Consider the following 13,547-nt stretch of genomic DNA (forward strand, 5'->3'; position numbering starts at 1 on the left):
TGGCATGGTTATTGCCATGGAGAGCCGGGCGGATGTGCCGCTCTTTGTAAGCTCTGGTGCTCGTTCTACGACCCAAGGATTGAAGCTTCTTAATTTCCAATCGTCAGCCGGTTCGTTTCCTGAAAACGAGCCTGTTCGATCAGACACTGCGAGCTTTTTCATCTCTCGAAGTAGCGCAAAGTCCCTACTTGGAGCAATTGAGAAGTATCAGAATTGGTCGAGCGATGACGATAATTTTGAAAACTTGTTCAACGATGACGAAGAAGGTGTAGGGAAGAGACCACGTAATTTCAAGCTGTTTGAGAGTGCCGCATCGATTCGGCCCGCCACACTCCGTGACTTTTGGACCGACAGCGCAGCGCGATTCCCTCGCAAGAGAGGCGAAACGGAGTGGGAGGTTTGGACTCGACTCGAATACGAGGATGCCTTCCACAAGGCCGCTGAGCATTTCGAGATCGAGATTGAGGGTGATGCCACCCGCTTCGTTGAAACGGCCGTCCGCAATGTTCGTGCGACGCCAGAGGATATGCAGGAACTCGTAAGGGTAAGCGGTGCTGTTGTCGAATTACGGGGGGCATCATCATTTCTGTCCGATTATGTAGAAGTCAATCATAATCAGGATCGATCAATAGCAGGTGCACTGGCTGCCAAGGTCGTTCCGGCGGCAACTGGAGCGCCACGGGTCGTTATCCTGGACACCGGCGTGAACCCTGGCAACGTTCTATTATCAAGCTCATTGCCCCGCGCTCGGTGCTACAGCGTCAGCGACGACTGGTCCGTCACCGACCATGCTGGCCATGGCACGAAAATGGCGGGCGTTGCGCTTTTTGGCGACCTCGGCAAGATCGATCCCAACGGCAGATCTCCAATAAACTTAGAGACATCGCTGGAGTCTGTTGTAGTAGCGGCACCCCTCGGTGGCATTGATCTTCCTGCACATGAGGCGATCCAGAAAGCTGTTGCTCTGGTTGAGGTTAGTAAAGCTCATCGCGTTTTCTGTCTCGCTCAAACTGCGCCTGATGAGCCATCGGACGGCCGTCCATCTTCAACATCCGCTGCGCTAGACCTGCTCGCTTACAAGGATGGTAGGCGAGGACGCCTCTTCTGCGTGGCTGTCGGCAACGTCGACCATTCCGAAGATGAACCATATCAAATCGCCGATTATCTCGAAAGAAATAGACAGTACGGCGTGCAATCGCCTGCCCAAGCACTCAATGCGCTTTCAGTGGGTGCCATGACCATGAAGGGAGCTGGACGCGCTCCTCTGGTCGCACCCGTTGGAGACCTTTCGCCAACGTCGAGAACCTCGCAAGAATGGGAATCTCGGGTAGTCAAGAAACCGGACATTGTTATGGAAGGTGGAAATTTCGAGATGGACGCCGGTGGGGTCTTTTCACGCGTCTCGCCCCGGAACCTTGTTTTGACCACGTCCCGGTCAGCACCTTCCAATCCGCTGGCTATGACAGGTCAGACAAGTGCCGCAACGGCTGCCGCGGCTGGCTTGGCGGCGAAGGTTATGGCGAGATATCCGAAATTTAGACCCGAAACCGTGCGCGGTCTGATCGTGCACAGCTCAGAATGGACACCTGCCATGCTGCAGCAGCGCACCCTTTTGGAGCAATCTGGCTCTACAAGTGATTCGTGGAGCGCACTACTCGAGCGCTATGGATGGGGTGTGCCAAACGAACAGCGACTGTTTGCGAGCACTGAGAACGCAACCACAATGATCATCGAGGATGAGCTTCAGCCTTACGAACTCGGAGACGGTAACAACGTTAAGCTGAAGGAGATGAAATACTTTATCCCGCCTTGGCCAACTGCGGATCTCCGCAGACTTAACCAGACCGAAGTCGAGATGAAGTGCACTTTATCCTACTTCGTCGAACCCGATCCTCATGCAATCGCTCGCAATCGATACGACCGTTATCAGTCGCACCGTCTCAAATTCGATGTTCGTCGGTTTGGCGAGACTGACGCGCGGGCCCAGCTGCGTTTCAATCAGCTCGGTGAGGACGACGAGACCGCAAGCGGCGCCGACGACGGCTGGATCACAGGAAGGCGTCTGACCACAGCGGGGAACTTGATTCAGGACATATGGAGAGGCCCCGCTTACCGTCTGGCTGACAGGCAGGGAATTTCCGTCGCACCGATAAAAGGGTGGTGGAGCGATATACGACACAGTGGTCGATATCAGAGAAGCGTCCGGTTTTCACTGATCGTCTCAATCAAGGTCCCCGAGGGAAACACCAACATCTATCGAGCCATTAAGGCAGCGGCGCCGGTTACCTCACTCGTTGCGAGTCCTGTCGCTACCATCACGACGTAGGGGCGTTCGCACTTTCGGCCCTCGCCATAACATCTCCGTAGAGCACATAGCAAAACGGCGTCGGAGAAAGTGTTCTCGCTGACACCCTTGCTTGCCGAAGCGATTCAGCGAGGGTCTCACCGCTCTTCAGAAAGCACCCGAGCGTTTTTTGGATCATTAGGCTCGAGTCTTTGTCGTCGATTGGCCACAGCGGCGCGAGCACGCCTCCAAACTTATTCCCGATGAGCGCCATAGCCCAGCCGTCCGCCAGGCCCAACTCATTCGTGCTAGTTCCGACTTCACACGCATTCAAGATAAAGAGCGGGTGGTCTCGCTTTCCGAGCTTGATTGCTCCCTGCCGTACCTCGTCAACCGTAATCGATTTGAGAGCCTCCATCTCAATGCTGGCCGGGCTGTCGGGAGCGGCGGAAGAACCATGTCCAGCGAAGTGTACGATCTGTACGTGCCTATCTGCGGGCGGGTTCTCAAGAAAATCTAGAAAACCATCATAGGAGGCCTCGTGTGCGACCGCGCCAACCTCAGTCTGAAGCCAAAGCCCCTCTGCTTGCGCCGCTGGTAAAGGGCGACTGACGTAGGTCGGTACGAAACTCGCAATCATTCCAGCTTTGAATGAATTGGTAATCAGACCCGACGTGCCTGGCCACCGAGCGATAGGATGCCGCATGAACAGGTGGTCGAAATCTTGGTCACTCGAAGGATTTGAGGGCCACATCATCTCCCAAGGTACATTGACCTCGTCAGAGAAAACTTGGATAGGAAAATTTGCACCGTGACTCGATACCAGTGACAGGTAATGTTCTTTGAACTGGTGCGGCGTGGCTTCCCAAATCTGTTGTCCAATACCTCTGATTGCTCTGGCGTGGCCCCCGGTCGATGGATTTCGCGAGCGACTTAGCAAATCCAGCGCATAATCGTGCGCCGACGTTCCCAGATCGATGAACCCTGTCTCTTTCCGTCGTTGCATGCCACCGACAGCCGCGGAATAACTTAACCAGCGATACCGCCCCTCAGGCCCGAAATCATCTTTATCGATTGATATTATTAAGTCTGAGGCGTCCAATCCGGCCTTAAACGCGGCCGGTGACGAAGACGTTCCATCGCCCGGCTGGGTGGATACTGCTCCCAGCGCAGCCGTCGAACTTTCACTGGAATTGCCGCCAGGCTCCTTTTCGGGAGCGCTTTCCACAAGCGGAACAACATGCTTCGCAAAACCACATTTCCGACCCTCATAGAAGAAATGGGCGTTGATCTGAATGCCTTTTGCGTTTGCAGCGCTCGCAACGACGCGCCCATAAAAATAAGCGGGCCTACATTTCTGATCCCGCCTGATAACGATCTTTTCGCGCCCGTCGTTTTCTTCAAATTCCAGGTGCTCCGCATCAAGCGAAACCTCGACTTCGATCACTCTCCAATCGGCGGGGACGTCCTCGATGCTCGATGCCTCACCATCCGTGAGCCTATCGACCTCCTCGTTTAGTCGAACGACGACAACGACAGCTTGCCCGACCTTCAAATCACCTGCGACTTCGATGCTTGGAAAACGCTCAACGGTAACGGTATCTGCTGCCGAAGCATTTATTCCAAACGACTCAAAAGCTGCGTCCGTGGGGTCCGATTGATGGGCAGATCGAAAAGGGGCAGCGACGACGATTGTCGATTCCAGCGAGACGACGAATGGATGCTCTCGGAAAAGTTGATCGAGCATCGCCTTTCCTTTTTCCGAGCCGACTTGCGCTTCGAGCGTTCCGTGGCCCTGCTCAAATCGGAAGGTCAGAGAGATCAGCGTATTAGGGAAGCGGCTTTGAAAAACCTCGACAAGATATAGCCAGCTGCTGTCTGGTACAGACACCGTTGGTTGCCCATATCTCGTTTCTCGCTTTGAATCAGCCATCGTTTTATCTTCTGCCTCCCCTCGCACGATACTGACCAGCTGCAGTCATCAGCCATTTAGGTCGCCCTGGAGGCATTCAACTCCGAAAGTGGCCGTGAAGCGGCCAAAAGAATCCGTTACAATTTTGGCTAGAGTTAGTGCTGAAAACAACATTTCTTTTAGCCAATCATGCGGGCAGTATATGGACGACCGCGTGCTTAGCGCGCGGTCTAAAGGTCGATAATGAGCGTGCCATCGTCTTTCTCGTCCACCGGGAAGTGAGCTGTATAATTCCATTTGCCCGTCAGTAGCGAGCTTTTCCACATGGAGGAAGTTGGCCGTTCGTAGTTGAAATACAGATGTTTTGGCCGCTCAGGATCGTTGACCAGGATGCGCGCTACCGTTTCCAAGTTGGGGTGGCCATGTTCGCGCGATCCATCTGTCGAGAACGCAAACCTCTGGCAGTCAATCATGCTGAAAAATTTTGGTGAGGTGTTTGCTTTAGAGCCATGATGGGCGACCTTCAAAAGGTCGAGCTTCAAACGCCCGCCTTCCTTTGCAGCCAGCGGGGCGATCTGTCTTTCCAGCACGTCCGAGTGTGAATCGCCCGCAAACAGGATCCGCTTGCCGTCAAACTCGGCGATGAACGCAATCGAAGTCCGATTAGCAGGTGCTGTGTCCGGAGAGAATTGAGCTTTGGCTAACGCCTTCACATCCGGCAAGCCCGCAAAGGGTTCGAAAAGTGGTCCCACCGGATCTTCATCCTCGTCCGGATCAAACACCCTTATCTTTGCCTTCGCTAATTCGTCCTCCCACGCTTCGATGAAACCCGCTAGTGACTGATCATCAGGCGAAATCAAAAGAACCTTCAGTCCGCCGCCGAGTTCAATCCAGTCATTCGCCTCTAGGCTATCGGTGGAGATGATCTTGCTGGCGAATTCAGCATTCCGGGGCCATTGGAAATTTGCGATGCCGCGCGAAAGCTTCTCCCCTTGTCTTGCACCGAAATCCTCCAGCTTTCCAAGCCGAGTGTTGGCACGTTCCAGTTGCTGAAAGGCATTGAACCAGACCCGTTTGGGCTTGAACGCCGGAGTGGCGTCTTTCAGCATTGGTATGGCACCAGCAATGTGATCGGCATCGACGTGGGAGATTGCAAAAAGCTCCACCTCGCCAATGGAGGCGAGCGTAGGCCGTACCTTCTTCCAGGTGCCCGCACGTCCGAGGTCCATGACCAGATGTTTTAGGCTGCCCCCCTCTCCCCATGTTAAGAGAAGACAGTCACCGTCCAAGGCGGGATACATTGTAAGCCGAAATACCATGTCGTACTTCCTAACGAATTCGAAGGACGGTGAACGGTTGAGTGGGATCTACGGAGGAAACTGCCTTCGAGATCATTCGAATCGATTCCTCGTCTTCTAGTTGATAGAACGCATTCGATATAAGCCTAAAGGTTGCAGAAAAGAACGGAAGTCCCCTCCCCACTGAAATTTTCAGCCAGCGCGCAGCCTCTACAAACTCACCGCGCTGCAGCGAACGGTAACCAAGCACCGCTGCCCCGTCAGGTATGCCCGGGAACCAGTTCGCGAGGTTCACTAGCCAGTCGTCCCAACGTCGCGGGGACGTGTGCTCCGTTGTAGAAACAAGGATGATTGCCCCCAGAGTTGCCACAAGTGGTCCTTTTACCTTTCCTTGTAAAGCCAACGCCGGGATTTCCTCCCATTCATCGTAAAGTTGGGAAACCGCATACTCATTCAGGATTTGGGCTGCGACTATTGCAGCATCGTCGATCCGTCCCAAGGAAACGTACCGAAGTAGTCCCGCCCATTTAGGGTCGCGAACCTCAAGCCTCGTACGCGCTGTCCCCTTTTCTCGCACCGCCTCTTGACGCAACAGGATAGACGCTGAACGATCATCGCGGCTCAACCCTTCCCATGCCCACGGTACCGAAATCAGCTCAGCTGACGCATCATCGAGCGACAGCAGCCATCGCCGATATCTGTTGGTCTCGTCATTTCCTTCGCGGAGAGATTGGTAAACGGCCGACAGATCTGAATGATCCGGTAGCACAATTTGGGAGGTACCTTCAGATACGCTGCGAACGACGTCGTTTCTTGCGCCTTGGACCGGGAGCAGACCGCCCGGGTCGCCGATAGCCCTAAACGTAGGCTTGACGATAGGGATGAAGTAGGATGATGATCTTTTATTAGGACGCGTCGGCCCTCGACCGCGACCATTTGATCGAAAATCCCCTGTGTAGCGGCTACTTCTGAACGTAGATTCGGGCACAAAATCCGGGTCGGCCGAACTGCCTGTCTCTCCTAGGACGATCTCAAGCTTCGTCGAGCCAACAACCTGTTGATCGCGCTGCTCCACACCTCCGGGGTATCGTATTGAGATCCCATACCATCCGTCGGCCGGGATATCGAAGCGATGGGGTGAAGGACGGCCTCTCAAGGTGATATCCACAACGGCTGTCTTGGCAAAGCGTAGGTTGGCCTGGCCAGTTGCTGAGTCGAGCGCCGTGATTGTAACGATTGCTCCCGACGGGGCGACGCCGTCCAACTGAGTGTTCTCGACGGTAAGTATCAGCTCTGCCATCATTGAACTCCTAGCCTGACGAATACCATCGGCCTCGTCAGATAACGCCTCATCACTGAGAGGCGGGGAGGTTCAGCCGCTAGCTTGCCCGAAAACTCCCACTCGCCAAACTCCAACTCCATCGTACAGCAACGATAGGTATGATTGTTGGGCACATTGAAGGTTTGACCTGGCTTTGTTCCGGCAACGTCAGTCGCCGTCAATCGGGCCCCCGACCAGTTTGCGCGGTCGTCGATTGTTACAATCGAGCGGGTCTTGGTGGGAGCTTCGATCTCATTGAAGTCAAACCCCATCGCGTCCAAGGAGGTAGGTACCGCCTTATTGCGCTTTTCAGCAGGGAGGCGATAGGTCACCAATTCGTCAATTGCATTCAGGATAAGCAGGCTGGTACTGACCCAAGGCCCAGTTTTGTCATCGAACGCGGCAAACCGGACCGCGTCCAGGAAGCAGGTCGTGAAAACGCTAACCTGGCCCGGAACACCGAATGCTTGTTCGCCGTCAATTGTCGGAAAGATCATGCATTGGCGACGGCGAATCCCGCTGTGGTTGCCGTTCGGCACTATCGATAGAACCCGTGAGCCGACGCGTGTCTCATTTGAGTAAATGTCGTCGGCCTTCGACCGGCAGCAGTCGATGAGAAACAGTTGCTTTGCGGCAACGGCATTCTTCAGCGTGCCCGTCAATTCATCAAGCTCGATGGCCGCGTCGTATGAAGCGGCGGGGTCACCGAAATCATTAAGAAGGAGCGCCGCTTTCTGTCCTAGGGAAATGCCGTGTCCGCAGAAATAGAATACTATCATATTCTCTGGGTGGCACTCGATGATCGACCGCCACGAGAGCATCGCAGCTTTAACGTTCGCGAGCGTCGCCTCCGGCACGTCGACGAGGCTACCGCCCTGCCCGGGCACCGGGGCTTTCACCGCCTCTGAAAGGAGAATCGTTATAGTACCCAGAGGGCATGCTGAGTTGCGGAATTCGCTCTGAAACCAATCGGCAACTGCGCGTGCCGAGATTGTTGGCGAGGTCAGCTGAGCGAGGCCGCCCGCAATATCGCTCTCATTCGGCCCTGCTCCGAACTCATAACGCCCGACCCCTATAATGAAGACATGGGTGCGTGCCCTGTCTCGAAAGCCATCATTGAAGATCAAGCTTGTTTCGGTCATCGTATCCGCGTTCTTCAAACGTCGATTCTGAGGTGATTGCCTAGCAAATCACTCCATTTAGGGCCGTGCAACCAGAAGGACGCAAATTTCGTTCTTGGTCGTCATTTTGTTGAGACGCGGACGGGAATCTGACGCGAAAAGCTCGGCCGTCTTGTCACGACGATGAGTATCTCGAGATCTAGCTGGACATGAATGGAGCCACCAGCATTTTCGCTGGAAAAAACCTCGGCAGTAGGTACAACTAAGCATAGAAACTTGATTGAGGGAGAGGGTCTTATGGCTGAAAAGAAGGTGCTGTTTATTGCGTTTGCAATCGAAGATGAGCGTCAGCGCGACTTTCTCAAGGGGCAGAGTCTGCACCCCCGAGCACCTTTTGAATTCATAGATATGTCAGTCAAAGAACCATACGACAAGGATTGGAAGGATCGCGTGCGCGCTCGGATCAAAAGGTCCCACGGCGTGATTGTTCTCGTGAGCAAAAATTCGGCCCAGTCGAGCGGTCAGAAATGGGAGATCCAGTGCGCCAAGGAAGAGCAGAAGCCAATTCGGGGTATCTGGGCATATTCGACTGATCGCTCGACCATTGCTGGGATAAATACAGTCGCATGGAGCGACGACAATATCAGCGCCTTCATCGATAGTCTGTGAGATCATGGAACGAAGGAAAGCATTGATCGTCGGCATCGACCATTACGATGCCTTTACCCCTTTGCGAGGTTGTGTAAACGATGCGCGATCAGTGGCTACGGTCTTAGAACGGCACGATAACAAAGAAATCAACTTCCAAATGCCGAAGCTGCTTTTGGGTGAAGACCAATATGCCCAGGTGTCCCGTCGAGAGCTTCGGTCGTCAATCGAAGCATTGTTCGATGACGATCCCGATATTGCCCTCCTCTATTTCGCTGGCCACGGGTTCATTGACGGTGCTGGTGGCTATCTCTGTTCCAGCGAATGCCAAGACGGAAGTGATGGCGTCCCTCTCGTGGACGTCGTGAATTTTGCCCGGAAATCAAAGGCAAAGAACAAGATCATCATCTTGGACAGTTGCCACGGCGGAATCCTTGGAAATTATCAGACGGATACAGGCACTGCCGAAATTGATGAGGGAATGACACTTCTGACGGCCTCGTCGGAACAGCAGTATTCGTATGAGGGTGGAAATGGTGCGCCCGGTGTTTTCACGAATCTGCTGGTCGACGCATTGGAGGGCTCCGCAGCCAATCTCGTCGGAGACATCACCCCTGGCAGCGTCTATGCGCATATTGATCAATCCCTAGGGGCATGGGGCGGACAGAGGCCAGTCTTTAAAACAAATGTGAAATCGTTCGTTTCGTTACGGAAGGCCAGACCACCTCTCTCGACCGATGACCTTCGCCTGATTTCATCGATCTTTCCCGACGCCAAGAAGCAATTTCCGCTCGATCCAACCTTTGAACCTGAGCGATCCGACGAACAGAAGAATAACCAGTCCATTCCTCCGCCGGATCCCAAGAATACAAAGATCTTCAAAATCTTGCAGGCCTACGCTCGGGTGAATCTGGTGCGTCCGGTGGACGCTGAGCACATGTGGCATGCCGCGTGGTATAGTAAAGCTTGTGAGCTAACGATTCTCGGGCATCACTATCATCGTCTGGTTTCCAAGGGCCTCATTTAAAGCGAGCGGAGCACAATTTTGCCGATCTCAACACGCGCGGAACTCTTGGAAGCATTGGCATCGATTGAGCACGACAGGTGGTCTCATTGGCAAAAGTACCTACACTCAAAAGCGGAGAGGCAACCTGATGGCTCCCTTTTGATCGCTGCGGAAGATGTCGAACGTTGGGAGCAGCAGATGAACTCTCCCTACGAAATCCTGACGGAGGAAGAGAAGCGCAGTGATCGGAAACAGGTCATGAAGTACCTTCCGATCGTTGAACGCTGGTTCTCGGAGAATGGAGACAAGGCGTGAGCGCTGACACCGAAACCTTCAGGGATCCGCTTCTTTCTGTTTTTCAGTCCACCGTGACCGAGGTCGCGAGCCGGATTGATGGGTCGACCACGTTCAGAAGCAGACGGCCGCAGCTTTCGGCCGGGTCTCATCTACCACAGATTGCAGCCCAGATTGCGCGCAGGGAGATTGGGCTACTCGAATCTCCCCCGTCGCCGGGTGTTCGGAGACTATCAAAGACGCAGACAGCATCTCTTTGCGCTGAATTGGCATGGAGGTACGTGAAAGCGGCGGCTGTGGGCGATGGGTCGGCTCTCGCCTTGGTCGAAGCCGAGTACATAGGGAGCACCTGCGACGCCGCTTGGCTATCAACGCTCAAGGAATATCACCGCTATTTCGGTGTATCCGGCGACAAAGCAGCCATTCCATACATCCGAGCGGCGGATGTCGGTCCCCAAGTGATCACAATCCCATCCAACGCTACACTTGGATTAGTGGCCGACTGGGGCACCGGTGCTGGACCCGCGCAAGAAGTCCTGATCGATATCGCCAAACACGATCCGACGATCTTGCTGCATCTTGGCGATATCTATTACTCCGGTACGTCCGAGGAATGCCACGCCAACTTTCTCGAACCCATTGAAAGACTCTACCGTAAGGGCCAGCAGAAACCTGTCTACGTGATCCCCGGCAATCATGACATGTACTGTGGCGGGTTGGGCTTCTACGAGCTGATAAGACAACTAAATCCTGAGCCAATCGCCCAGCGAGGAAGTTTTTTTTGCCTAAGGTCCGAGGACGAGGCGTGGCAGATCCTCGGAATAGATACGGGTCTCCACGATAACAGTCCTTATGCGGTCTCGGACGCCTTGACGTGGATCGAGGAAGACGAACTTGCGTGGCACTGCAATCGAATTCGAGAGTTCAACGGGAAAACAATACTACTATCTCACCATCAGCCATTTTCCGCCTTTGCCCACATTGGACCTACATCATCGCAAGGAAAGAGGACCGCTGCTAATCCACATCTCATAAAGGCCTTTCAGACAATGGCGGCGCATGGAAAGATTTCGGCCTGGTTCTGGGGCCATGAGCATACCTTGAGCATTTATCAGCCGTTCATGGGAATTCAGCGTGGCCGGTGTATTGGGCATGGCGCGATCCCTGTTTCGAAGAATGACGATGTCTACAAGATCGTAGATGGCCTTGACCACGCACCGGCTTTGATCGAGGGCACAAAAATGGGATCGGGAATCGGGGTGTGGAATCACGGATACACCCTTCTCTCGCTTGAAGGGGCGACCTGTCGAGCCGAGTATTTCGAAATAGGATTGCAAGGTCGAAAGAAAATTTTCACAGATGTACTTGCCTAGTACTGACCCATACTGTAAGTTTTTTTACAGTAAAAAATGTCGGGACGCTTCGTTCGCAAATCTCGCTTCGAGCCTTTGCGAAGCTTTCGGACCATTCAATCGAATAACTTGGGCGGATCGCCTCGACGCTTGTAGACAGATCGGACCGAACTACCCCACTGATCAAATAAGCTACGACACTCGCTGCTATCAATGAAGGATCTGCCATCCGTGAGTTGAAACTCCGGAAGATACAGGCCTGTTACACCTTTCTCTAGCACTCCCTCAGCTACAACACCTTCTTCCTTGAGAATGAGAACCGGCAGTCCCAACTGAAACGCCATCGCAGGCTCGATCTGGCAATATGGACTTGTAAACCAGACATCCCCCTGCCGCTTCTCTACCAGACCGGATATGTCAGCCAAAGGAAATTTCACGACGTCAGTCGCCCATGTACGGCGAAACGCAACTGACACAAGGCCGCAGCAATGTGTCAGCAGCCGCCTGATACCCACTAGCGGCGCATCAAAGTCGTAGCTGCTCTCGCGCCCCATCGTGATTGGATCAAATCCTCGGGCGGTAAGTGCGTTGGTGAATTCCGAAAGAAATTGCTGCTGAGCTTGAAGGTGGGGACTGGGACGACTTACGAAAACTGGAATTTTCACGCTCGATCTCTCCTCCACGCGACCGCAGATGCCCCATGCATTTTTTGCTCGTTGTCGACTTTGCTAACGAGTGGAAGTTACTGAATCTCAGTCAAATATCAACTCTTCTCATCGTCAAGAAGGCCAATCGGTTGGTTCCAAATCGGAGTGAGGCGTCACGCTACAAGTTCACCACTGCCGCACATAGAAGCACCAACGTTTATCTACTCAACCGACACACTCCGGTGGAATACTACACCACACCCCATGCCCGAAACCTCCCCCTCCCCGTCATCTCCCGAAGGCCGAGCTCCAAAACGATCCGCCGCGCCGCCTGCGGCGTGACGTCGAGCGTCTTCGCGACCATCCCGGCCGACACCAACGGCTTTGCCATCACCAACTCGACCAACTCCGGCAATTTTGACGACGTTCGCCGTCCTTCCAGCTTCCTCTCCATCAACGTGCGCGCCAGCACCAGCCGGTTATGTTCTTTTATGCCGATCTCGGCGACCGCTAAAAGACCGTGGGCGATGGCGAGCAGCCGCGTTTCGCGATCGCGATGCCGGCGCCGATCGACGGGAATGGTTTTGAGGCCGAGATTGATGGCGGCCAGATGGGCACCGCTGGTGACGCCGGCCTGCCGCAAGATGGACGCGCAAAGCAGCCGGCCAAGCCAAGGTGCGTGCTGTAGCACGGCCAGCTCGTTCCAGGCATCAAGCGCGACGATGGCCTGCAGCACTGCTGGCAGATACTCGGCTAGGCGTAGCACGCCGCGCCATTCGTCGAGCCGCGCATCTTCGTCCCAATCGAGATCGTAGATCATCGGATCCTTTTCGGGACGGCTGGCCGCCGCACGGCCGCCGGCGCGGCCGGGTCGTGTGGCGTGCTCGATCGCGGCCGACGACCGCGCCAGCGTCGCATCGATGGCCGCGAGGTCGACGCCGGGCAGATTTTCAACGTCATCCACTTCCTCCCCCCTCTCCTTCCGCATCGATCGGGGCCGCGCGCCGAATGACGCCGGCTGTCTCCGCCTCACCCGCGCTGGCCGGCGTGATTTCCGATGTCTGTCGGAGCGCCCGGACACCGTCGGCCGACAGTGCCCAATCCGGCGACTGCCCGGAAATGCGCCGGCGGGTTCGCAACACGTCGCGGGCGATGGTGAGTTCGTGGGTTGGGGTGCGGATGTCTTTGGTGGCGTCGTGGAGGACGAGGTCCTCGAGATGGACGAGTTCACCGTCGATCCACAGCGAGGCGCAGGCATCGGTGAACTGGGTGCGTTCGAGGAAGCCGACGCCGACCGGCGAGCGGGTGATGCGCTCATCGAGACGTGTGAGCGTGACGCCGGCGTCGAAAGCCGGTCGCATCAGAGCGCTCATGTTGATTTTCGCAAGATCGTAAGCCATACAGCTCTATTTCGTTGCTATTATACGCGACAATGCTCGTTGTATGACATTCCTCTTCGCGAAGGCGTGCGTGGCGTCATCGGAAAGATATGGATTCCGCGCTGGTGCTTTCGGCCTGTGAGGGATGCGGCATTGTACTGCAGCCACATCATACATCCCTCGGGCGCACCGCAAGATGCGCGCTAACGTGCGTCCCGCTTTGCACCTGCTGAATCTGGAATTTGTGTTTTGTGGCGGGGACTTAGCGTTTGATCGCAGTGCAGT

General features: G+C 54.8%; 9 protein-coding genes and 1 pseudogene. 4 read left to right on the forward strand and 6 right to left on the reverse strand.

The genetic code is table 11. The annotated features are described in order from the left end of the window. Positions 1-4 precede the first annotated feature (4 nt). Entirely contained in the window at positions 5-2,326 is a 2,322-nt protein-coding gene (locus tag ACFFJ7_RS09865; protein WP_377592144.1) for a S8 family peptidase, read from the forward strand. Here the strand turns inward: ACFFJ7_RS09865 and ACFFJ7_RS09870 are convergent. From ACFFJ7_RS09870 to ACFFJ7_RS09885, 4 genes are all read right to left on the reverse strand, one after another. Continuing rightward, positions 2,316-4,217, reverse strand: a complete 1,902-nt coding sequence (locus ACFFJ7_RS09870; RefSeq protein WP_377592145.1) for a CHAT domain-containing protein — start codon at positions 4,215-4,217, stop codon at positions 2,316-2,318. The two genes, ACFFJ7_RS09865 and ACFFJ7_RS09870, sit on opposite strands and share 11 nt — an antisense overlap. A gap of 209 nt (positions 4,218-4,426) precedes the next feature. Beyond that, positions 4,427-5,515, reverse strand: a complete 1,089-nt coding sequence (locus tag ACFFJ7_RS09875; RefSeq protein WP_377592146.1) for a ComEC/Rec2 family competence protein — start codon at positions 5,513-5,515, stop codon at positions 4,427-4,429. 10 nt (positions 5,516-5,525) lie between these two features. Further along, positions 5,526-6,797 carry a hypothetical protein gene (locus ACFFJ7_RS09880; protein ID WP_377592147.1) on the reverse strand — a complete coding sequence of 424 codons (1,272 nt, stop codon included), beginning with the start codon at positions 6,795-6,797 and terminating at the stop codon, positions 5,526-5,528. Beyond that, positions 6,794-7,957, reverse strand: a complete 1,164-nt coding sequence (locus ACFFJ7_RS09885) for a caspase family protein (protein ID WP_377592149.1) — start codon at positions 7,955-7,957, stop codon at positions 6,794-6,796. The genes ACFFJ7_RS09880 and ACFFJ7_RS09885 overlap by 4 nt, the downstream gene beginning before the upstream one ends. A 276-nt stretch (positions 7,958-8,233) precedes the next feature. Here ACFFJ7_RS09885 and ACFFJ7_RS09890 point away from each other — a divergent pair, with 276 nt between their 5' ends. The 3 genes from ACFFJ7_RS09890 to ACFFJ7_RS09900 all read left to right on the forward strand — a co-directional run bounded on the left by ACFFJ7_RS09890 (position 8,234) and on the right by ACFFJ7_RS09900 (position 11,257). Then, positions 8,234-8,605, forward strand: a complete 372-nt coding sequence (locus tag ACFFJ7_RS09890; protein ID WP_377592150.1) for a TIR domain-containing protein — start codon at positions 8,234-8,236, stop codon at positions 8,603-8,605. A 22-nt stretch (positions 8,606-8,627) separates the two neighbouring features. After that, positions 8,628-9,611 (forward strand): caspase family protein, encoded by a 984-nt coding sequence (locus ACFFJ7_RS09895; protein WP_446686876.1) that lies wholly within the window; start codon positions 8,628-8,630, stop codon positions 9,609-9,611. A gap of 290 nt (positions 9,612-9,901) precedes the next feature. After that, positions 9,902-11,257 (forward strand): metallophosphoesterase family protein, encoded by a 1,356-nt coding sequence (locus ACFFJ7_RS09900; RefSeq protein ID WP_377592154.1) that lies wholly within the window; start codon positions 9,902-9,904, stop codon positions 11,255-11,257. A gap of 95 nt (positions 11,258-11,352) precedes the next feature. Here the strand turns inward: ACFFJ7_RS09900 and ACFFJ7_RS09905 are convergent, their stop codons facing one another. Both ACFFJ7_RS09905 and ACFFJ7_RS09910 read right to left on the reverse strand, forming a co-directional pair. Continuing rightward, positions 11,353-11,901 (reverse strand): hypothetical protein, encoded by a 549-nt coding sequence (locus tag ACFFJ7_RS09905; protein ID WP_377592156.1) that lies wholly within the window; start codon positions 11,899-11,901, stop codon positions 11,353-11,355. A 232-nt stretch (positions 11,902-12,133) separates the two neighbouring features. After that, a pseudogene (locus tag ACFFJ7_RS09910) lies at positions 12,134-13,283 on the reverse strand (RHE_PE00001 family protein). Positions 13,284-13,547 lie beyond the last annotated feature (264 nt).

Source organism: Pseudochelatococcus lubricantis (genome assembly GCF_042432495.1).
Classification (GTDB): domain Bacteria; phylum Pseudomonadota; class Alphaproteobacteria; order Rhizobiales; family Beijerinckiaceae; genus Pseudochelatococcus; species Pseudochelatococcus lubricantis.